Raw genomic sequence first — 20575 nt, forward strand, 5'->3', positions numbered from 1 at the left:
ACGTACTTATTTTCGAGAGGACACAAAGAAAAAGGGCGGCTCTTGCGAGCCGCCCTTCCCGTTCTGGATCGGAAAATCCTTACCAGGGACGATAGTTGAAGCCGATGAAGAAGCGACGGCCCCAGGCATCGAAGTTGTTGTAGAGCGTGTTGCCCAGGTAGGGGTTCTGCTCGTTGTCGAAGGCGTTGACCACACCGGCACGCATCGACAGGTCGTCACGCACATTCCAGCGGAAGGTGAAGTCGTGGCGGGTGAAGGCACCGGACCGGATCGCTTCCGGCGGGATGCTATCGATGTTGCTGATCAGGCCGAACGGGCTGGAGATGTCCTGCGACGTTTGCCAGTCAGCCGTCCAGTTGATGCTCCAGATGTCGTTCGGAGCATAGGTCAGCGAGGAGTTGAAGCGAACCCGCGGGAAGAACAGGTTGCCCGCCGAACCGCTCGCATCGGTCGGATCCGAGGTGTTGGTGTAGGACTCCTGGCTGATCAGCCACAGACCATTCAGGCTGTAGGAGAAGCGACCCCAGTCCTGACCGATCAGATCGAAGGTGTCGATCGCATAGTTGACGCTGAAGTCCAGACCTTCGGTCTCCAGGCCGGCGTAGTTGATCGACCCCTGGATGAAGCCGCCGATCGGGTCACCGTTCGGCGCGCCGATCCGGAAGCCCGACGAACGGGCGACCGCGTCGTTCGAGATGCCGTCCCAGGTCGACGGGTTGTTGCGGAAGATGGTGGCGCAAGCCGCGGCATCCAGCGTGTTGCCGTTGACGCAGTTTTCCGAGGCAACCCGGGCCGACACGGCCGAGATCACGTTGTCGACGCGGATGTCATAGTAGTCCAGCACCACCGACAGGTTGGGGAACATACGCGGCTTCAGGATCACCGAGAAGGTGAAGGATTCCGATTCTTCCGGCTCCAGGAAGGGGTTACCCGCGTTCACACCGGCAACACCCGAGGTGTAGTTCGGGAGATAATCGTCATCGGTCGTGGCGGTGGTCCCGTTCCAGTCGAAGAAGCCCGGAGCGAAGCCGTCGGCAATAGCCAGAGCCTCACAGTTCCGGACCCGGTTGGCGCGGATTTCCGGGTTCAGCGACGGGTTGGTGATCGAGGCCGTAGCGCAGGGATCGACCACACCGTTGTAGAAGGTCTGGGTGGCCGGACGGAAGTTCTCCGCCAGGTTGGGCACGCGCACCGAGGTGTTCAGGCTGGTCCGGAAAGCGATATCCGAGATCGGACGGTAGACCAGGTTCAGGCCGTACACGTCACCCTTGCCTGCCGTGGTGTAGTCGAACTCACGGTAGGAGGCGCTGAACTCGGCGTAGTCACCCAGGAAACCATCGCGGAACAGCGGGATGGCGATTTCGCCGTAGAACTCGTCGCTCTCATATTCCGCACCCAGGAAGTCCGGGCCGGTGTTCATGAACAGCAGACGACCGGCAGTGTCGGCGCTGCGGCCCACACCTTCGGTGTATTCTCGACGCTGCTCGTAGCCGAGAGCCACGCCGATCGGACCGGCGCCCCAGAAGTCCCACAGCTGACCGGCGACGTTGACCAGGGCCTGCTCCGAGATGTTCTGCTCGCGAACCCGGATGGTGGCGTCGATATAGGCCAGGGCAGCATCCGACTGGTTGCCGGCGCCGAAGATGTTCAGCGGGGCGCACTGGTCGATCGAGTCCTGACCATATTGGCTGTCCTGCAGGGCACCGCCGCGAACACGGTCGGCGCTGTTGATGCTCTGGGCATCCAGCAGGGTCGAGCGGCAGACAATGGCGCCCGGCGATCCGAGGATACCCGCACTATCGACCACGGCGTCCGAGGCCAGGGCGAAGCGTTGCGAGTCGATGCCACGCTCGGCGTTGACGTTGTTCAGTTCGCCGCGAGTATAGCCGATATCCCAGTTCACATTGCGGAAGAACAGGACGTTGTCGAAATCACCGTCCAGGCCGATGACATAGCGCTCGACTTCGCGGCTGTTGTCCTGCGTCCGGTCGGGACCGAACGAAATGTACTGGGCCTGCTGAACCAGGAAGTCACCGAGGAACTGGCCACCCTGGGTCGCCGTCGGGGCGCTGTAGCGGGCCACCCGGTTGGTTGCGATCGCATCCTTGACGTTCTGGGGCAGGAAGGCGTTGTCCGACCAGCGCAGGTCATAGGACTGCACACCATAGATCACCGGCGTGCTGGTCGGCCCGTAGCTGGTGTCGTCCAGATAGATGTTGAAGAAGGTCGGCTGCGAGATGTCGAACACATCCTCGGTGACCAGCTTGTACTCACCCGACAGGCTCACGTTCGGCAGAATGCTGAAGGTGAAGCCGGCCTGGAAGCGCTCGGACTCGATTTCCGGGAAGCGCGAGGCGGTCGAGAAGTCAGCCGCGCTGACGCCGTCGCCACCGTAGTTGTACGGACGGTTCGCGCCGGTGTTGCCGATACGCTGGCCGAAGTCGGCCAGACGGGCCGTGCCCTGACCGGGATCGAACCACCAGGTCTTGCCCGGGTTCACGGCATAACAGCTGGAGCTGTAGGTGAACGCGCCCGTCGAGGTGACGCAGGTGAAGTTCGGAATATCCGGGTCGTTCAGCGGGCTGGCAGCCTGGGAGTTGGCGACCGTCACCTGGCCCCAGCGCGGACGGTCCATGCGGTTCAGGCCGTAGAACAGCATATTGTCGAGGAAACCGTCGGACGGCGCCGAGGTGGGGTCAGCATCAATGCCGATGAAGCGCGGGTCGTCGTTGATCCAGTCGACGTCGAACGAGGTGACCATGTCGGCCTTCTCGTACTCACCGAAGGCATAGACGTTCAGACGGTCGTCCAGCAGGTTCGCACCGACCAGCAGCGACGCGCGGCGCGAGGCCTCGCCGTTCTGGTTGATCATGCCGTAGTTGGCATCGAACTCGACGCCTTCGAAGTCGTCGCGCAGGATGAAGTTCAGCACACCGGCCACGGCGTCGGCGCCGTAGATCGACGAGGCACCACCGGTGATGATCTCGATGTTCTCGATCAGCAGGCGCGGGATGGTCGAAACGTCGACCGACAGCGTACCGGCGCTGGAACCGACGTGACGGCGACCGTCAACCAGGGTCAGCGTACGGCCGGTGCCCAGCGAGCGCAGGTTGGCGAAGTCCAGACCACCGTCGTTCAGGCCCGAACCGGTCGTGTCCGACGGGACCAGCGAGTTCGACAGGGCCGGGATGGTGGCCAGATAGTCGATCACGGTCGACTGACCGGTCGTCAGCAGCGCTTCGCGCTCGACCTGGATCAGCGGGGTGGGGGCGTTGGTCGGGTCGCGGCGGATGCGCGAACCGGTAACGACGATTTCTTCAACCGTGGTTTCCCGGGCTTGCGGGTCCTGCTGGTTCTGACCGGCGTCCTGAGCCAGAGCCGGAGCCGACGCCATCATGACGCCGGCCAGGATGGTCGTTCCAAAGAGATATTTGCGCTTCAACAGCATGTTGTGATGCCCCAACCAAGTGATTTGACAATACGTGACGCAGGTGACGAGCCGTAACCCACGCTTCCGGATTGCACGCTAGCAGCAAAGTGGCCCACCACAAGGCATTGTGGCCCGACTGTGGCCACTCAAGGCACCAGATGTTACAATCCGGACACACTCTCGCCATCGAAGGGAAATGTGACAACGCCCCTGCGGGCAGGCATTTCAGAGATTGCGCCGCAACCAGTCTGCAGCCCGGGCGACCAGGCCCCCGGTGTGCGGATTCGGCGCATCATTGGCCGAAATCTGGCGGGTCATCAGCCGACGGGCTGAAACCGATTCTCTCGGACCATAGGCAGACTTGAGCAAACAGCCCGCCGCCGCACAGAAGGCCGGACCCGAGGCGGCGTCCGCCAAATGGGGCGCGCGCTGCGGCCGTCCCAGCCGGACTGGACGGTCGAACACTCGCACCGCCAGCTCGCGCACGCCGTTCAGCTGGCTTGCTCCGCCTGTCAGCACGACACTGGTCCCTGGCTCTAGCGCAATGCCGCCGGTACGGATTCGGTCGCGCAGGATTTCAAGCGTCTCCTCGACCCGGGGCGCGATGACACTTTTCAGCATGGCGCGCGGGACCACCACGGCGCCGGCGGAAGGGTCCTCCCCGCGCGGCGGCGCCTCGAGTAGTTCGCGGTCCTCGTTGGCCGATGCCATGGCCGAGCCGTGCAGGGTCTTCAGTCGCTCGGCCCCGGCACGCGAGGTTGACAGCCCCTTGGCGATGTCACTGGTCACGTGATCGCCGCCGACATTGAGGCTTTCGACGTGCAGCAGGCTACGGTCGGCCCAGACGGTAGCGGTGGTTGTCCCGCCACCCATGTCGATGCACAGGGCGCCGAGGTCCATCTCATCATCTTCAAGCGCAGCAAGGGCCGAGGTCACGGGGGCCGCGACCACGCCCTGCAGATCCAGATGCGCCAATTCCAGACAATGGCTCAGCGACATGAAGGCCGTCTCGGCCATCGACACGACCAGCAGGTCCAGTTCCAGACTGTTGCCGCGCATGGCGCGCGGGTCGCGCACACCCCGGGCATCATCCACCGACCAGGCCACCGGCAACACATGGATGGGCCTGCGGTCCGGCAGGCGAATCTTGTCGAGCGCCAGACCGATGGCGCGCGCCAGATCGGCGTCGCTGACCGGATTGGCACCCAGCGACACGCGCGAGCGAACCCGGTGGCTCTGCATGCGTCCGGCCGAGGTGCTGACGATCACTCCGGTTACCGGGACACCCGCGGCGCGTTCGGCCCGCTCGACCACATGGCCGATAGCCTGGGCGGCGCCCTCCATATCGACGATCATGCCCTGCTGGACGCCGCGCGACTGCACATGGCCGACCCCGGCCACCCGTACCGTCCGGTCGGCATGGCGTACGCCGTCGGCCTTCATGATGAAGCAGGCCATCTTGGAATGGCCGATATCCAGCGCCGCGACCAGCGGTGCGCGACCGCCCCCCAGCGCCCCGTCAAGCGTCAGTTCCGGACGACGTCCCGCCATCACAGACCTCCCGCGACCATAGGCGCAGCCGCCAGATCACCCGCCAGCTCTGCCGGGCGCAGACCCAGCGTGCCGGGTACCTTCAGATCCACCAGTTCAAAGCCGCGCTCGAACAGCTGGTGCCGCTGGTCCAGCGCATCCAGTTGAATAAGGGCGGCCTCGGTGCCGTCGGCCGGCAGGCGGATCAGGCCACCATCCTTCAGACGAATGTCCCAGCGCCGCTCATCGACGCGGATCAGGGCCTCGGTCCGGTCGCGCAGGCGTGGACGCGCCTCGATCAAGGGCAGAATTTCGGCGGCGGCCAGCTCGGCCCCCGTGCCCACCACCAGCGGCAGATGCAGATACTGACGCGGATCAGCACCGCGGATCACCTGACCGTCGCCGTCGATGACCGCGATCTGGCCGTTGGCCTGCCAGATGGCCAGCCGATCATGCTCGACCACCTCGACCATCAGGGTGCCGGGCAGCAGGCGCACGACCCGCGCATCCTTGACCCAGCTGACGCCGCGCACCTGTTCCAGAAGGGCGTCCAGATCCAGCGAACTCATCGACTGGCCAGCCGTCACATCCAGCGCCGCCTGAATGGCGGGCATGGCCTCGTCTGACGCGCCGGTCACATGCACCCGGCCCAGGCGAAAGCCCATCCCGGCTACCATGCCGTCGACGCCGTCCGAGACCGACTGGCCGACCCGCTCGGCACGGGCACCGGTCGCCATCAGCCCGCCGATGAACAACACGCCGACCAGCAGCGAAATCCCGACCGCGCGCGCGGACAGGTCGAGCCGACCGATCGCCGCCATCTTGGCCGGGATGCCGACCGCCGGGCCCTTGCCGCGCCCCGAGCGTCCACGCGAGGCCGGGGCCTGACGTCCACCCGACGCGCCCCCGCCCTGCTGGCGCCGACCGCCGCGAACTACCGCGGGCATGACGCGTCCTCCACCATCCACCTGACCAGTTCCGGATACCCGACGCCGACATGGGCGGCCTGCTCGGGAACGAGCGAGGTCGAGGTCATGCCCGGCTGGGTGTTGACCTCCAGAAGAACGAGAACGTCCTTAACATCGTCATAACGGAAATCGGATCGCGTCACCCCGCGACAGCCCAAGGCCGTGTGCGCCCGCTCCGACAGGCGCAGCGCCATCTCGAACACATCGGATTTCAGCCGCGCGGGCAGCTCATGTACCGACCCACCCGGGGCATATTTGGCCTCATAGTCATAGAAGCCCTTGGTCGGGGTGATGTCCGTGACGGTTAGCGCCCGAGGTCCGTCCGCCTCGCCCAGCACGGCAACCGCCAGCTCGCGCCCGGCGATGAACGGCTCGACCATCACCTGTTCGCCATAGGTCCAGTCGGCGGCGCCCACCTCGGCGGGAGGCCGATTGGCCCCCTCGGTCACGAGGAACACGCCGACAGACGACCCCTCGGCATTCGGCTTGATCACATAGGGCGGCGCCATGACGTGGTCGCGCGCGACCTCATGCCGGTCGAACAGGCCGCCGCCCGGCACCGGAATGCCCGCCGCCGCCAGCACCGCCTTGGACTTGGCCTTGTCCATGGCAAGGGCCGAGGCCAGCACGCCGGAGTGGGTGTAGGGAATATTCAGCGTCTCAAGTACGCCCTGGACGCAACCGTCCTCGCCCCAGGCGCCGTGCAGACAGTTCAGCACCACATCGGGACGGATCAGCCCGCCCAGCACATTGGCCAGATCCCGCCCGGCGTCGATGCGGCTGACGCGGGCCACCTGCCCTTCAAGCGCGTCCGCGCAGCCCTTGCCCGAGTTGAGCGACACCTCGCGCTCGGCCGACAGCCCCCCCATCAGGACGGCGACGTGCAGGTCTTTCAGGGGGCGGTTCATGGGGCGGAACGGAACTCAGAGAGGGCGGCCGATCCTCTTGATCTCCCATTCGAGGTTTACGCCGAGTTTACTTTGAACGTCGGTTCGCACCGCCTCGCCCAGTCCCTCGATGTCCGCAGCCGTCGCCTCGCCCGGGTTGATCATGAAATTACTGTGCAATTCGCTGAACTTGGCCCCACCCCCGGTGACCGAAAACAGTTTCCCGCGCCAGCCCGTTTCATCCACAAGTTTCCAGCTGGAATGGCCCGGCGGGTTCTTGAAGGTTGAGCCGCCGGTCTTCTCGCGGATCGGCTGGGTCTGTTCGCGGCGACTGGTGATCTCGTCGATGCGGGCCTGAACCGCCTCCGGGTCGTCGGGCCGACCCCGATAGGTCGCCTCCAGCCAGATGATGTCGGCCGGCACCTCCGAATGGCGATAGGTGTAGCCGAAGTCGGCCAGCGCATAGTCGACCCGCTCGCCCGACCGGGTCAGCCCCCGGGCCGAGACCAGCACGTCCATTGTCTCCGACCCATAGCAGCCGGCATTCATGATCAGGGCGCCGCCGATGGTGCCCGGAATGCCCGCATAGAACTCCAGCCCGCCGATCCCGGCCTTGGCCGAGGCCCGCGCCACCATGGAGTCCAGCGCCCCCGCGCCCGCCGTGATCGTGTCGCCCTCGGTCGTGATCTGCGCCCACGGCCGTCCCGCCAGCCGGATCACCACCCCCTCGACCCCGCCGTCGCGCACGATGACGTTCGAGCCGACACCCAGCACCGTGACCGGCACCGATGCGTCCAGCGCCTTCAGAAAGTCCGCCAGATCGTCCGCATCCGCCGGAAGGAACAGCACATCTGCCGCCCCGCCCACCCGAAACCAGGTGTAGGGCCCCAGCGGCTCATCGCGCAGCAACTTGCCCCGGACCTCGGGCAGGGTGTCGCGCCCGCTCATCCCAACGCCTCCAGCTGCCCCGGGAGGGCATAGGCCCAGGCGGTGATGTCCCCGGCGCCCAGCAGCACGACCAGATCCCCGGCCTTCGCCTCCTCGCGGATCAGGCGCGGCAGGGCAGCGGCGCTTTCCAGCGGGCGCACCGACCGGTGGCCGAACCGGCGGATGCCCTCGACCAGGGCGTCCTTGTCGACCCCCTCGATCGGTTGCTCCCCGGCGGCATAGACATCGGCGACCAGCACCGAATCCGCATCGGCAAAGCAGGTCGAGAAGTCATTCATCAGGTCGCGCAGGCGGGTGTAGCGGTGCGGCTGGACGACGGCGATCACACGGCCGCTGCCCTCGGTTTTCTGCACCACCTGACGGGCGGCCTTCAGCACGGCGGCGATCTCAACCGGGTGGTGGCCATAGTCATCGACGATGCGCACACCATCGACCACACCGGTGGTCGTAAAGCGCCGCTTGACCCCGCCAAAGCCCGCCAGTCCCTCGCGGATCGCGGCGTCCGAAATCCCCAGCTCGCGCGCCACAGCAATGGCGGCCAGGGCGTTCGACACATTGTGCGCCCCCGCCATCGGCAGATACAGACCCTCCAGCACATCGGGCTCGTCCAGCGCGTCCAGCCCCTGCTTCTGGAAGGCCACGTCAAAGCGCGCCCCGTCCGGGCCCATGTCGCAGTTGATGGCACGCACCATGGCCTGCGGATTGGTGCCATAGGTGACCATGCGCCGGTTATCTATGGTCGCCACCAGCCGCTGCACCTCGGGGTGGTCGAGGCATACGGCGGCAAAGCCGTAGAAGGGGATGTTCTCGACGAAATCGACGAAGGCCTTCCGCACCCCGTCAAAGTCGCCGTAGTGGTCCAGATGCTCCGGATCGATATTGGTCACCACAGCGACCGTCGACTTCAGCCGCAGGAAGCTGCCGTCCGACTCATCGGCCTCGACCACGATCCAGTCGCCGTCGCCGACCTTGGCGTTGGTGCCATAGGCATTGATGATCCCGCCGTTGACGATGGTCGGATCGGTGCCGCCCGCATCCAGCAGGGCCGCGATCATCGAGGTGGTAGTCGTCTTGCCGTGGGTGCCCCCCACCGCCACCGAGAACTGCAGCCGCATCAACTCGGCCAGCATCTCCGCCCGCCGCACCAGCGGAATGCGGCGTCCGCGCGCCACCGTCAGCTCGGGGTTATCCGCCCGCACCGCCGTGGAATAGACGACCGCCGCGACCTCCTCGCCCACATGGGCGGCATCGTGGCCGATGAAGATCTTCGCGCCCAGCTGTTCCAGCCGCTCGGTATTGGCCCCGGCCTTGGCGTCCGAGCCCTGCACCTGGTAGCCGATCTTGAGCATGATCTCGGCGATGCCGCTCATGCCGATACCGCCGATGCCGACGAAGTGGACGGGCCCGATCGGGAACGGAACTGGACGAAGACGTGCGATCATCCGGGCGTCATAGCGGACTTTGTCGGGATTGCACCAGACGCCCCTTCCCTCCGCTTTCGGCAACACGGCTAACCGCCTCTTAACCCTGCGGACTCAGGATCGCCGCTTGTTTCCACAGGGGCGCGCCTGCATGTCCGAGTTCAAGACCGACGTCATCCTCAAGGGGGACTGCATCCAGGTGCTGAAGTCCCTGCCGGACGCCTCGGTCGATGCGGTGTTCGCCGACCCGCCCTATAATCTGCAGCTGGGCGGCGACCTGCTGCGCCCCGACAACTCACGCGTTGACGCGGTCGACGACGACTGGGACAAGTTCGACAGCTTTGCCGCCTATGACGCCTTCACCCGCGCCTGGATGGCCGAGTGCCGCCGGGTGCTGAAGCCCGAGGGCACGATCTGGGTGATCGGCAGCTATCACAATGTCTTCCGGCTGGGCTCCGCCATTCAGGACCTCGGCTTCTGGGTGCTGAACGACATTGTCTGGCGCAAGTCCAACCCCATGCCGAACTTCAAGGGCACGCGCTTTACCAATGCCCACGAAACCCTGATCTGGGCGGCCCGCAGCCAGGGGCAAAAGCGCTACACCTTCAACTACGACGCCCTGAAGGCCTTCAACGAAGACACCCAGATGCGGTCCGACTGGACCTTCGCCCTGTGCACGGGCGAGGAGCGGATCAAGGACGCCGACGGCAAGAAGGCCCATCCCACGCAAAAGCCCGAGGCCCTGCTGCACCGCGTGCTGCTGGCCTCGACCCGGCCGGGCGATGTGGTGCTCGACCCCTTCTTCGGCACCGGCACGACCGGCGCCGCCGCCAAGCGTCTGGGCCGCCGCTACATCGGCATCGAGCGCGAGGACGACTACATCCGCGTGGCCGAAAAGCGCCTCGCCGCCGTCGTGCCCGCCAACCCCGAGGATCTGGCCGTCATGGGGTCCAAACGGTCCGAGCCGCGCGTGCCCTTCGGCGCACTGGTCGAGGCCGGCCTGCTGCGGCCCGGCGACCGCCTGTACGCCCCCGACGGCTCGCGCGAGGCCCGCGTCCGCGCCGACGGCAGCCTGATCCACGGCGACCTGACCGGCTCGATCCACAAGCTGGGCGCCCTGATGGAAAACGCCCCGGCCTGTAACGGCTGGACCTACTGGCGCTTCAAGACCGATCAGGGCTTCAAGTCCATCGACACCCTGCGCGCCGAAATCCGCGCGGCGATGTAGGGGATAGCTCCTCCCCCGTTCACGGGGGAGGGGGACCGCCGCAGGCGGTGGAGGGGGCGGACAGGGCACGCCGTCTTCCCAAGCGCTTTCAGACTGCAGACTTTCAAACGCCTTAGGTGCGGTCGCCCCCTCCACCACTCCGTGGTCCCCCTCCCCCGCTGCGCTGGGGAGGATCAGGCAGCCAGCGCCCGCACCAGCACCTTTCTGAACACCGTCGGCAGGGTCGCCTCGGCCTCAGCCACCTCGCGCCAGATCAGGTCGGCCTGCCCTTCGGCGCGCATCACCTCCAGCTCCAGCTCGAAATGGGTGAAGACGTGGCGCACCGTGCCGGCCTCGACCCAGTCGGCGACGACGGGCGGTCCGCTGGCCTCCCCGGCATCCCAGCCCGAGGTCGGCAGGCCCAACATTCCGCCCAGCAGGCCCTTGTCCGGCCGCTTGACCAGACCGACCCGGCCGGCCTTGTCGACCAGTACCCAGACCAGCCCCTCGCGCCGGGGCTTGGGCACCTTGGCCAGCTTCTTCGGCCAGGCCTCGGGCGGGCCGCTGGCCCGTGCCTGACAGTCCCCGGCTAGCGGACACTGCCCGCACAGCGGTGATCGCGGCCGACAGATGCGCGACCCCAGATCCATCAGGGCCTGGGCCCAGTCGCCCGGATCAAAAGTCTCCGGCTCCGGCGTCAGGGCATCGGCCAGCGCCCTCAGCTCCGGGCGCCCCTTCGGCAAGGGCGTGTCCACGGTGAACAGTCGCGCCATCACCCGCTCGACATTGCCGTCGACCACCACCGCCCGGCGACCAAAGGCGATCGCGGCCACCGCCGCCGCCGTATAGGCCCCCAATCCCGGCAGGGCCCGCAGGCCGTCTTCGGTATCGGGAAACACCCCGCCATGATCGCGCGCCACCGCCTGGGCACAGGCCAGCAGGTTTCGGGCCCGCGCATAGTACCCCAGCCCCGCCCAAGCGCCCATGACGGCCTCGTCCGGCGCCGCCGCCAGCGCCCCGACCGTCGGCCAGCGCGTGACGAACGCCTGAAAATAGGGCGTGGCGTGCGGCACGGTGGTCTGCTGCAGCATCACCTCCGACAACCAGACGCGATAGGGGTCAGCCCGCTCCGCAGATCCCGGTGCCATGCGCCACGGCAGGTCCCGGGCATGGACGCCATACCAGTCCATCAGCGCGCTGCGGATCGCGGCCAGTCTGTCAGAATCGGGGGGGCTCATGGTCCGCAGCATAGGAGCGCATGACATCCCGGGGTATAGTGACACCATGCCCCGCCCGCTGCCCACGGAAGACGAAGCCCGCGCCATTCTGGCCCGCCGCAAGACCCGTCCCTTGCCGCGCCCGACGCCGCGTGTCGGCCGGGCGCTGGAAAAGTTGATCCGCACCCTGGATGATCGCTATGGCCGGGGGGCGGATGCACTTGAGGCCCGCTGGCCCGAGATTGTCGGCGAGCGGCTGGCCGCCGTCACCCGTCCCCAGAAACTGACCCGCCCCCGCAAGAGCCCCGACGGTCAATCAGCCGGCGCCACGCTGGAGCTTCGCGTGGCCGGCCCCGCCGCCCTGCTGGTCCAGCACCAGTCGGCGCACATTCTGGAACGGGTCAATCTGTTCCTCGGCCAGGGCGCGGTCGAGCGTCTGCGCATCGCCCAGGGACCGATCGGCCCGCGCGCCGCACGTTCGCGCGCCCCGCTGACCAAACCTGCCGCCCCGCCCCCGCTCGGTGCCGCCGACGAAGCCGCGCTCAAGGCCTCGGTCGTCGCGGCCCCCGCGCCACTGGCCGCAGCCCTCGAACGGCTGGGCCGCAGCGTGCTCAATCGGCGCAGCGGCAGGCCCTAGAACAAAACTTTGCCGCAAGGCGTCTCGACAAAGCCGGGGCAGGGTCCTAGCCAAGGACTCGCTGTATATGACCCGCCTTTCGCGCGCTGACCGTCAAGAGGATTGACCCATGTCCACCGGCCCCAAGACCGCCCGCTTCCGTTTCAGCGCCATGAGCCGCCGCGCTGCCATGACCGGCGCCGCCCTCGCTGCCATGGGCACGCTCGCTGCCTGCGGCGGGTCTGACGGTGGACAGGCCGCCCAGGGCGACATGGCCAAGGGTGCCCCTGAAGGGGCCAAGGTCACGGTCGTGGAATACGCCTCGGTCACCTGTGGTGCCTGCGCGGGCTGGCAGGAGCAGGTCTGGCCCGAGTTCAAGGCCAAATATGTCGACACCAATCAGGTACGCTTCATCTTCCGGGAGTTCCCGACCCCGCCCGCCGATGTCGCCGCCGCCGGCTTCCTGCTGGCCCGCTGCGCCGGTGAGGATCGATATTTCGAAGTGGTCGAGGAAATCATGGCCAGCCAACGCGAGTGGGGACAGGGGATCCCGCCGGCCGCCACCCTCAGCCGCATCGCCACCTCCGTCGGCCTCAGCGAGGAAGAATACCGCACCTGCGTCACCGACCCCGAGGCCCTGGCCGCCCTCGAAGGTCGCATTCAGTCCGCCCGATCTGAAGGCGTGACCGCCACCCCAACCTTCTTCGTCAACGGGACGCGCGTGCCGAACAGCTCGATGGAAGCCCTCTCGGCCGCCGTCGACGCCGAACTGGCCAAGTAAACCTCATGCGCGTCGCGGGTCTTGCCACACTGACTGCTCTGGCGGTTCTCGCCCTGGGCCAGCCCGCGCTGGCCCAGCAGGCAGTGCGGCCGGCCCCGCCGCCCATGGCCGCGCCCGAGCGGGTGCTGGCGGTCGATCCCGCTGATCGCACCCTCGGCCGGGAAGACGCGCCCGTGACCCTGACCGCCTATCTTTCGACGGTCTGCAGCCACTGCGCCACCTGGCATGAGGCGGACTTCCCCGAGATCAAGCGTCGCCTGATCGACACCGGTCAGGTTCGCGTCGTCTGGCGCGACCTGCCGACCAATCCCCCCGAGCTGGCCTTGGCCGGAGCCGTATTGGCCCGCTGTGCGGCACCCGAACATTATGACGACGCGCTGGGCGCCCTGTTCCGGGGTCAGGCGACCTATCTGCAAAGCGGAAACGTCGATGGCTGGCTGATCTCAGCCGCAACAGCCGCGGAATTGCCGCTTGATCAGGCCCAGGCCTGCGTCAGCGACGACGCTCGCTATGCCGAGATCGAGACCCGCGCCCGTCAGGCCTCCAGCCTGGGTGTGCGCAGTACGCCGACCCTGTTCCTCGACGGTGTCGTGACGTCGGCCCGCACGGCCGACGAGATTGAGGCCGCCATCGCCGGTCAGCCGCGTCCCGCACCCCCTTCGGCCGACTGACGCCCCGGCCCGATGCAGTTCCAGCGGCTCAGGCTTGTCGGGTTCAAATCCTTCGTCGATCCGACCGAGGTGCACATCACCCCGGGCCTGACCGGCATTGTTGGACCGAACGGCTGCGGCAAGTCCAATGTGCTGGAATCCCTTCGCTGGGTCATGGGGGCCAACTCCGCAAAGGCCATGCGCGGTCAGGGCATGGACGACGTCATCTTTGCCGGGGCCGCCGACCGCCCGGCGCGCAGTCACGCCGAGGTCTCGCTCAGCATCGACAATGCCCAGCGCCGCGCGCCGCAGCCCTTTACCGATTCCGCCGTGCTCGAGGTCTCGCGCCGTATCGACCGGGGTCAGGGCTCGACCTACCGCATCAACGGCAAGGAGGTCCGCGCCCGCGACGTCCAGCTGCTGTTCGCCGACGCCTCGACCGGGGCCAACTCGCCCGCCCTCGTGCGTCAGGGTCAGATCTCCGAGCTGATTGCCGCCAAGCCCCAGAACCGCCGCCGCATTCTGGAAGAGGCCGGGGGCGTCTCGGGTCTGCACACCCGCCGGCATGAGGCCGAGCTGCGCCTCAAGGCCGCCGAGACCAACCTCGACCGGCTGGACGACATCGGCAAGGAGCTGGAAACCGCCCTTACCCGCCTGAAGCGCGAAGCCCGTCAGGCCGAGAAATACCGCAAGATTTCCGCCGAGATCCGGGCCCTGCAATCCGCCGTCCTGCTGGCCCGCTGGAAGGAAGCCGTGCAGGCCCGCGACGACGCCACGACCGCCCTGCGCGAGGCGGAGGTCGAGGTCGGCAAGACCGAGGTCGCCTCGGCCCACGCGCGGACCGAGGCCCTCAAGGCGCAGGAAGGCCTCAAGCCCGCCCGCGAAGAAGATGCGGTGGCCGGCGCCGTCCTGCACCGGGCCACGCTGGAGCGCGACCGTCTCGACATGGCCGAACAGGCCGCCCGCGCCGAGGTCGAACGGCTGGAGCGCGAGGCCGCCCGCATCGCCGCCGACCTCGCCCGCGAAACGGCCATGGCGGGCGATGCCGAGAGCGAACTGACCCGCCTGTCCGACGCCGTGGCGGCGCTCGAGGCCGAGATCGAGGCCGCACCGACCCGTGGCCCCGAACTGGACCGCGCCCTCGAACAGGCCGAGTCTGCCCGCCAGACCGCCGAGGCCGAGGTAGAACGGCTGACCTCCGAACTGGCCGCCGTCGAGGCGCGCGCCCGCGCCGAAGCCGCCCGACGTCAGGAGGCCGAAACCCGGCTGGCACGCCTCGAGGCCTCCCGCGCCCAGACCGCCGCCGAGCGTGAGGCGCTCGCCCCCTCCGACACCCCCGAGCAGGCCGAGGCCGAAGCGACGCTGGTCCGCGCCCAGGCCGATCTGGCCGCCGCCCGCGAGGCCGTCGAGCAGGCCGAGGCCGACCGTGCCGAGCTGGCCCGTGCCGAACAGGATGCCCGCACCACCGCCCGCACGCTCGAGGACAAGCTGGGCCGTCTGCAGACCGAGGCCCGGGGCCTCGCCCAGCTTCTGGCCCGCGGCAAGCGCGACCACCCCCCGGCCCTCGATTCCGTTCAGGCTGCCCGCGGCTATGAGGCGGCGCTGGCCGCAGCCCTGGGCGAAGACCTGGACGCCGCCCTCGACCCCGCCGCCGCCGCCCACTGGTCCGGGGCTGATGCCGAGCCCGCCGTCTGGCCTGAGGGCGTCGCCCCCCTGTCCGATCACGTCACGGCCCCCGAGGCCCTGTCGGCGCGTCTGGCGTGGTGCGGGGTTGCCCCGGCCGATCGGGCTCCGCACCTGTCGCGCCTGCTGCCCGTCGGCGCCCGTCTGGTGACGGCAATGGGCGACCTCTATCGCTGGGACGGGCTGGTCGTCCGGGCCGAGGCCCCCCGCCCCGCCGCCATCCGCCTTGAACAGCGCACCCGCCTGTCAGAGGTCGAGACCGAGATCGATCAGGGCCGCCCGGCACTGGACGCCGCCCAGACCGAGCTGAAATCCCTCACCGAACGCCTTCGGGGCGCCGACGAAGCGGTCAAGGCTGCCCGCCTCGTGCCGTTCACCCTCGACAAGGCCGTCGCCGCCGCCCGCGACCGGGTCGAGGCCCTCGCCCGCGACACCGCCCGCCGCGAAGCCCGCGCCCAGTCGCTGGATGAGTCCCTGGCCCGCCTCGACACCGAGATCGCAGCGGCCGTCACGGCGGTCGAGGACTCCCGCGCCATCGAGAGCCCCGCCACCTCGCCGGGCGACCTTCGAGCACGGGTCGCCGAGGCCCGGACCGCGGTCGAAGCGGCCCGCGCCGCCACCGCACAGGCCCGCCTTGAGCGCGATACCGAGGCCCGCGCCGTCGAGGGCCGCACCCGTCAATTGCAAACCCTGACCCGCGAGCGTGATGCCTGGTCCGGCCGAGGCCAGGAGGCCCGCACCCGCCTGTCCGCCCTCGAAGCCGAACAGGCCACCACCGCCGATCAGCTCAAGGTCGCCGCTCAGGCCCCGGAGCAATTCACGGGCAAGCGCAATGCCCTGCTGGACACCCTGACCGCTGCGGAAACGCGCAAGAAGGCCGCGTCTGACGCCCTGTCCGTGGCCGAAACCCGCGCCACCGAAGCGGACCGGGCATCTCGCGCGGCCGACGCCGCTGCTTCACAGGCCCGCGAGGCCCGCGCCGGTCTGGTCGAGCGCGCCCGCGCGACCGAGGACGCCCTCGACCTCGCCGTCAATCGCCTCCGCGAAACCTCTCAGCTGACGCCCGAAGCCCTTGAAGCCAAGCTGTCGGAAGACGCCGTCGCCCGCCCCGCCGACGTGGCCGGCGCCGAAAGCCTGCTCTCCGGGCTGGAGCGCGAGCGCGAGCACCTCGGCGCCGTCAATCTGCGCGCCGAGGAAGAGGCCGGCGAATACGCCGACCGGCTGGAGGCCATGCGCACCGAGCGCGCCGATCTGACCGGAGCCATCGCCCGCCTGCGGGACGGCATCGACGAACTGAACGCCGAGGGCCGCGAGCGCCTGCTGGCAGCCTTCGACATCATCAACGACAACTTCAAGGCCCTGTTCGAGGCCCTGTTCGACGGCGGTCAGGCCGAGCTGAAACTGGTTGAATCCGACGACCCGCTGGAAGCCGGCCTCGAGATCTACGCCTGCCCCCCCGGCAAGCGGCTGGCGGTCATGAGCCTGATGTCCGGCGGCGAACAGGCCCTGACGGCGGCCGCCCTGATCTTTGCCGTCTTCCTCGCCAATCCGGCCCCCGTCTGCGTGCTGGACGAGGTCGACGCGCCGCTGGACGACGCCAACGTCGACCGCTTCTGCCGCATGCTGAACGAGATGCGCAACCGCACCGACACCCGCTTCATCGTCATCACCCACAACCCGGTGACCATGAGCCGCATGGACCGCCTGTACGGCGTCACCATGCCCGAGCGCGGCGTCTCGCAACTCGTCAGCGTCGATCTGAAGCAGGCCGAAAAGCTGGTGGCCTAACGCTTCAGCGCGGCCTTCAGATCGTCCATGATCGGGCCGATCAGGTGCCAGGGTTCCACGCAATAGCGGTGGAACAGGCGCCGGGGATCGACCGCCAGCCGGTACAGCCATTCCAGCCCCGCCTTGCCCATCCAGCGGGGCGCGGCCTTCTGAACCCCGGCCTCATAGTCGAAGGCGGCGCCGACGTTCAGCACCACACAGTCGGGCAGGGCGTCCAGATGGTCGGCGATCCAGATTTCCTGCCGGGGCATGCCCATACCGACCAGCAGCACCTGCGGCGCAAACTGGGCGACCTCGGCCACCAGTCGGCGGTTGTCCTCTGACCCCGGCGCCGCATCGAAATAGCCAGACCGAACTGCCAGATCGACACGACCGTGCCGCGCCTTCAGTCGCTCGGCCGCCATGTCGGCCACGCCCTCGGCCCCGCCGATGAACATGACCCGCCAGCCCTTGCGGTCCGCCAGACTCCAGAAATGCTCGCGCCAGTCCAGATATGTCGAGCGATGCTTCCCCCGCGTGCCTCGCCCCACCAGACGCCCGAAGGCGACCAGCGGCGTGGAGTCGATCTGGATCAGATCGGCGCAGGCATAGAATTCCGCCAGCCGTGGCTCGGTCCGGACCAGATGCAGGCTGTGTAGATTGTGATTGGCGATGACCGCCTTGACCTCGGCCTCGACCCAGGTCTCCAGCTGGTGCATGACCTCCTCGGGCCGCACCTTGTCCATCAACTGGCCCAGCAGGCGGATGCGTTCTCCCTCGCGCCTGGTCAGCCGGTGCGGTACACGAGACCGGACCCGCCGGTCCGGCGCGGCAACCACGTTGGAAAGGGCCATCTGCTGGTCAAACATGGTGGGAAGATACAGCGGGCCTCTAAAAGCGGGATGATCGGATGAAGTTAATGAAACCTGTTCTCCTTAGCCTGCTGGCCGGAGCGGCGGCCGCGGCTCTGTCGTCGGCACCGGCCGAGGCACAGGAGCCCCGACTGGTGCTCAGCGGGGTCGGCCGGTTTGCGGTGTTCGTCGATCTGTCGACCCGCGAGATGTCGGGCAGTCAGGTGCGAGTGCGCACCCTCCAGGTGGCCGAAACGGGGTTCGAGGTCGAGGGTCAGCCCTTCTGGGGCGGCTGGTCCTGGTGGGCCTTTGACTGCGAGGCGCGCACCGCCGACCGGCTGGATTTTGCCTCGGTTCTGGCTGACGGCGTCGAAGGTCCGTCCGTGCCAGAGGATCAGCCGCCCTTTCCCGTATCACCGGGCGGTGACGCCGAGGAAATGCTGACCGTGGCCTGTACAGGCACAGCCCCTGAGGGGCCGGTCCTTGGAAGTGTCGAGGCCGCCGTCGAGGAATGCCATCGCCGCATTCTGATGTGACTTTCCGGCCCTAGGCAAGCCCTCGCTGATCCGCCATGGTCAGGAACAGTCAGGGGGGCCTGACAGGATCTTGCTGTACCAAAGGTGCACGCAACAGGAGCACATCATCATGCTGACCACCAAATATACCCTCGCCGGCGGCATTGCTGCTCTCGCTCTGCTGGCCGCAGGCACCGCTTCGGCCCAAAGCGCACCGCTGAACTATCAGCAACATCTGACCTGCTCGGCCATGTTCTTCGCCTTCTCGAAGATCCAGGCCGACCCGGAAGACGTCAGCGCCCTTGAAGCCGCCACCGGCGTCATGCTGAACCGCGCCCAGGCCCTGCCGGCCGCCCGTGGCCTGTCGGAAGACCAGGTCATCGAGGCCGCCGTCGCCGAGGCCGTCCAGATCATGGAACGGGTCGACGCCCAGTCCGGGATGACCGCCAAGCAGCAGGTTATCTACAGCTGGGGTCCGGGTCTGGACCGCTGCCTCGAAGCCGTACTCGAAGAAGAATAGTCGATTCCTGACCTGATCAGTCTGCATCAGGCCCCGGCCAACGCCGGGGCCTGATGTCTTTCTGGCCTTTCCTCTCCCAACATCGAGATAGTCATGATCCTCTCCTCCCTCATCGCCCTGTCACTGGCCTCCGTTGGTGCTCCCTCACAGGATCCGGCCATCGAGCCACTGGACCTCGACGACAGCATCGCCTGCGCCGGCATCTTCTTCGCCCATTCGCGTCAGCCCGAGATCGCAGCACTGGACGGTGTCCAGATCTATGAAGACATGACGGTCGTCTTCCTTGATCGTGCGGAAGCCCTCGGCGGTCGTGTGGGCCTGACCCGCGAGAACGTGATTGAGCGCGCGGCGGGTATTTCCGACCAACTGACCCGTATCCTGGCCCTCCAGGAAACGCCCGAAGCTCGCGAGTCCATGCTGGAGGACTGGTTCGAGGTCGAACAGCTGTGCGTCGCGGGCGGTCAGGTGCCGATCCCTGACGCCTGAGGCCGTTTAACCGGCGGAGGCCTCGACCAGATCGGCCAGCCGCGCCGCCGCATCCGGCAGAGCCACCGCGCTCGCCCCTTCCGCCATGGCTGCCAGACGGCCCGGCTCTCCCAGAATGCCCGACAGGGTCGCGGTCAAACCTTCGACGGTGAGATCATCCTCGAGGATCAGCACCGCCCCGCCCGCTTCGACCAGACCCCGCGCATTAAACCGCTGGTGGTCATCGGTGGCGATCTTCAGCGGCACCAGAACCGACGGCAGGCCGACCACCGCCAGCTCGGTGCAGGTCGAGGCCCCGGCCCTGCCGATGGCCAGATTCGCCTCGGCAAGCCGCGACGCCATGTCAGAAAAGAAGGGCGCGACCTCGGCCGCGACGCCCGCCCCGGCATAGATGGCGGCGGCGGCGTCCAGAAACTCCGGCCGTGCCTGCTGCACCACCTTCAGCCGCTTGCGCAGCGCCTCGGGCAGGGCCGCCACCGCGCGCGGCACGGTGTCCGACAGGATCCGCGCGCCCTGACTGCCGCCCGTCACCAACAGGTGGATGTCGCCCCCGGCACCCGGTGCACGATAGGCCTTGCCCGCCAGCGCCGCGATCGGCGGACGAACCGGATTGCCGACCACCTCCAGCCGGTCCTTCAGCCCGTCGGGCAGACGCCCCAGCGTGGGAAAGGCCGAGGCCACTGTCCCGACCCGTCCGGCCAGCAGCCGGTTGGTGCGCCCCAGCACCGCATTCTGCTCATGGATCAGCGTCGGCAGGCCCATGCTCATCGCCGCCAGCAGCGACGGGGCCGACGGATAGCCGCCAAAGCCCACCACCACCGAGGCCTCCAGCCGCCGAAACGCCTTGCGCGCCTGGGCCACGCCTATGGCAATCTTGACCCCGGCCTTAAGCAGGCCGATCGGCCCGCTGCCCGTCGCCGAGTCGAGCGCCAGTCGCTCGTCCGCCGGGAAATGCTCGGCAAAGGCCTGACCCCGCCGATCCGTGGCCAGCACGATCCGCCAGCCGCGCCGCGCCATCTCCTCGGCCAGCGCCTGGGCCGGAAACAGATGCCCGCCGGTTCCTCCGGCAGCAACGACACAGACCTTGGTCATGGATGT

The 20575-nt window shown here is 67.9% G+C and carries 17 protein-coding genes; 8 read left to right on the forward strand and 9 right to left on the reverse strand.

Going from position 1 to position 20575, the window contains the following annotated elements; all coding sequences use genetic code 11:
• Positions 1–79: 79 nt before the first annotated feature.
• From EG854_RS08080 to murC, 6 genes are all read right to left on the reverse strand, one after another.
• The gene (locus EG854_RS08080) at positions 80–3448 is read right to left on the reverse strand and encodes a TonB-dependent receptor domain-containing protein (RefSeq protein ID WP_123287609.1); all 3369 of its coding nucleotides are present in this window, start codon (positions 3446–3448) and stop codon (positions 80–82) included.
• 207 nt (positions 3449–3655) lie between these two features.
• A complete protein-coding gene (gene ftsA / locus EG854_RS08085) occupies positions 3656–4981 on the reverse strand; it encodes a cell division protein FtsA (RefSeq protein WP_123287610.1) in 1326 nt (441 codons plus the stop codon).
• Positions 4981–5907, reverse strand: a complete 927-nt coding sequence (locus EG854_RS08090) for a cell division protein FtsQ/DivIB (protein ID WP_123287611.1) — start codon at positions 5905–5907, stop codon at positions 4981–4983. Before EG854_RS08090 ends, ftsA begins: the two co-directional genes overlap by 1 nt.
• Positions 5895–6836, reverse strand: coding sequence for a D-alanine--D-alanine ligase (locus EG854_RS08095; protein ID WP_123287612.1), 942 nt, complete (start codon positions 6834–6836; stop codon positions 5895–5897). Before EG854_RS08095 ends, EG854_RS08090 begins: the two co-directional genes overlap by 13 nt.
• A 15-nt stretch (positions 6837–6851) precedes the next feature.
• On the reverse strand, positions 6852–7763 hold the full coding sequence (gene murB / locus EG854_RS08100) for a UDP-N-acetylmuramate dehydrogenase (RefSeq protein ID WP_123287613.1): 912 nt from the start codon (positions 7761–7763) through the stop codon (positions 6852–6854).
• Positions 7760–9205, reverse strand: a complete 1446-nt coding sequence (gene murC / locus EG854_RS08105) for a UDP-N-acetylmuramate--L-alanine ligase (RefSeq protein WP_123287614.1) — start codon at positions 9203–9205, stop codon at positions 7760–7762. The genes murB and murC overlap by 4 nt, the downstream gene beginning before the upstream one ends.
• Positions 9206–9335: 130 nt before the next feature.
• Between murC and EG854_RS08110 the strand changes: the two genes are divergently transcribed.
• Entirely contained in the window at positions 9336–10412 is a 1077-nt protein-coding gene (locus EG854_RS08110; protein WP_123287615.1) for a site-specific DNA-methyltransferase, read from the forward strand.
• 173 nt (positions 10413–10585) lie between these two features.
• Here EG854_RS08110 and EG854_RS08115 read toward each other — a convergent pair whose 3' ends face one another.
• Positions 10586–11629 (reverse strand): A/G-specific adenine glycosylase, encoded by a 1044-nt coding sequence (locus EG854_RS08115; protein ID WP_123287755.1) that lies wholly within the window; start codon positions 11627–11629, stop codon positions 10586–10588.
• Between the two features lie 46 nt (positions 11630–11675).
• Between EG854_RS08115 and EG854_RS08120 the strand changes: the two genes are divergently transcribed.
• From EG854_RS08120 to smc, 4 genes are all read left to right on the forward strand, one after another.
• The gene (locus tag EG854_RS08120; RefSeq protein ID WP_123287616.1) at positions 11676–12245 is read left to right on the forward strand and encodes a DUF721 domain-containing protein; all 570 of its coding nucleotides are present in this window, start codon (positions 11676–11678) and stop codon (positions 12243–12245) included.
• 109 nt (positions 12246–12354) lie between these two features.
• Positions 12355–13005 carry a thioredoxin domain-containing protein gene (locus EG854_RS08125; protein ID WP_241153178.1) on the forward strand — a complete coding sequence of 217 codons (651 nt, stop codon included), beginning with the start codon at positions 12355–12357 and terminating at the stop codon, positions 13003–13005.
• Between the two features lie 5 nt (positions 13006–13010).
• Positions 13011–13676: a thioredoxin domain-containing protein gene (locus EG854_RS08130; protein WP_123287617.1), complete on the forward strand. Its 666-nt coding sequence runs from the start codon at positions 13011–13013 to the stop codon at positions 13674–13676.
• A gap of 12 nt (positions 13677–13688) precedes the next feature.
• The gene (smc, locus tag EG854_RS08135; protein WP_123287618.1) at positions 13689–17126 is read left to right on the forward strand and encodes a chromosome segregation protein SMC; all 3438 of its coding nucleotides are present in this window, start codon (positions 13689–13691) and stop codon (positions 17124–17126) included.
• Here smc and EG854_RS08140 read toward each other — a convergent pair.
• On the reverse strand, positions 17123–17959 hold the full coding sequence (locus tag EG854_RS08140) for a WecB/TagA/CpsF family glycosyltransferase (RefSeq protein WP_241153179.1): 837 nt from the start codon (positions 17957–17959) through the stop codon (positions 17123–17125). The two genes, smc and EG854_RS08140, sit on opposite strands and share 4 nt — an antisense overlap.
• A 65-nt stretch (positions 17960–18024) precedes the next feature.
• Between EG854_RS08140 and EG854_RS08145 the strand changes: the two genes are divergently transcribed.
• From EG854_RS08145 to EG854_RS08155, 3 genes are all read left to right on the forward strand, one after another.
• Positions 18025–18492, forward strand: coding sequence for a surface-adhesin E family protein (locus EG854_RS08145; protein WP_123287620.1), 468 nt, complete (start codon positions 18025–18027; stop codon positions 18490–18492).
• A gap of 109 nt (positions 18493–18601) precedes the next feature.
• Complete coding sequence (locus EG854_RS08150) at positions 18602–18991, forward strand: hypothetical protein (RefSeq protein WP_123287621.1); 390 nt, start codon at positions 18602–18604, stop codon at positions 18989–18991.
• Between the two features lie 93 nt (positions 18992–19084).
• Positions 19085–19477, forward strand: coding sequence for a hypothetical protein (locus tag EG854_RS08155; RefSeq protein WP_123287622.1), 393 nt, complete (start codon positions 19085–19087; stop codon positions 19475–19477).
• Between the two features lie 6 nt (positions 19478–19483).
• Here EG854_RS08155 and murG read toward each other — a convergent pair whose 3' ends face one another.
• Positions 19484–20569, reverse strand: coding sequence for an undecaprenyldiphospho-muramoylpentapeptide beta-N-acetylglucosaminyltransferase (gene murG / locus EG854_RS08160; RefSeq protein ID WP_123287623.1), 1086 nt, complete (start codon positions 20567–20569; stop codon positions 19484–19486).
• Positions 20570–20575: the final 6 nt, after the last annotated feature.

This window comes from Brevundimonas halotolerans, from assembly GCF_003730275.1.
Lineage (GTDB): Bacteria > Pseudomonadota > Alphaproteobacteria > Caulobacterales > Caulobacteraceae > Brevundimonas > Brevundimonas halotolerans.

Excerpts from the sequence above, each read along its gene's own strand:
- EG854_RS08080 (WP_123287609.1), bottom strand. The coding sequence starts at position 3,448 with ATGCTGTTGAAGCGCAAATATCTCTTTGGAACGACCATCCTGGCCGGC.
- ftsA (WP_123287610.1), bottom strand. The coding sequence starts at position 4,981 with ATGGCGGGACGTCGTCCGGAACTGACGCTTGACGGGGCGCTGGGGGGC.
- EG854_RS08090 (WP_123287611.1), bottom strand. The coding sequence starts at position 5,907 with ATGCCCGCGGTAGTTCGCGGCGGTCGGCGCCAGCAGGGCGGGGGCGCG.
- EG854_RS08095 (WP_123287612.1), bottom strand. The coding sequence starts at position 6,836 with ATGAACCGCCCCCTGAAAGACCTGCACGTCGCCGTCCTGATGGGGGGG.
- murB (WP_123287613.1), bottom strand. The coding sequence starts at position 7,763 with ATGAGCGGGCGCGACACCCTGCCCGAGGTCCGGGGCAAGTTGCTGCGC.
- murC (WP_123287614.1), bottom strand. The coding sequence starts at position 9,205 with ATGATCGCACGTCTTCGTCCAGTTCCGTTCCCGATCGGGCCCGTCCAC.
- EG854_RS08110 (WP_123287615.1), top strand. The coding sequence starts at position 9,336 with ATGTCCGAGTTCAAGACCGACGTCATCCTCAAGGGGGACTGCATCCAG.
- EG854_RS08115 (WP_123287755.1), bottom strand. The coding sequence starts at position 11,629 with ATGAGCCCCCCCGATTCTGACAGACTGGCCGCGATCCGCAGCGCGCTG.
- EG854_RS08120 (WP_123287616.1), top strand. The coding sequence starts at position 11,676 with ATGCCCCGCCCGCTGCCCACGGAAGACGAAGCCCGCGCCATTCTGGCC.
- EG854_RS08125 (WP_241153178.1), top strand. The coding sequence starts at position 12,355 with ATGTCCACCGGCCCCAAGACCGCCCGCTTCCGTTTCAGCGCCATGAGC.
- EG854_RS08130 (WP_123287617.1), top strand. The coding sequence starts at position 13,011 with ATGCGCGTCGCGGGTCTTGCCACACTGACTGCTCTGGCGGTTCTCGCC.
- smc (WP_123287618.1), top strand. The coding sequence starts at position 13,689 with ATGCAGTTCCAGCGGCTCAGGCTTGTCGGGTTCAAATCCTTCGTCGAT.
- EG854_RS08140 (WP_241153179.1), bottom strand. The coding sequence starts at position 17,959 with ATGGCCCTTTCCAACGTGGTTGCCGCGCCGGACCGGCGGGTCCGGTCT.
- EG854_RS08145 (WP_123287620.1), top strand. The coding sequence starts at position 18,025 with ATGAAACCTGTTCTCCTTAGCCTGCTGGCCGGAGCGGCGGCCGCGGCT.
- EG854_RS08150 (WP_123287621.1), top strand. The coding sequence starts at position 18,602 with ATGCTGACCACCAAATATACCCTCGCCGGCGGCATTGCTGCTCTCGCT.
- EG854_RS08155 (WP_123287622.1), top strand. The coding sequence starts at position 19,085 with ATGATCCTCTCCTCCCTCATCGCCCTGTCACTGGCCTCCGTTGGTGCT.
- murG (WP_123287623.1), bottom strand. The coding sequence starts at position 20,569 with ATGACCAAGGTCTGTGTCGTTGCTGCCGGAGGAACCGGCGGGCATCTG.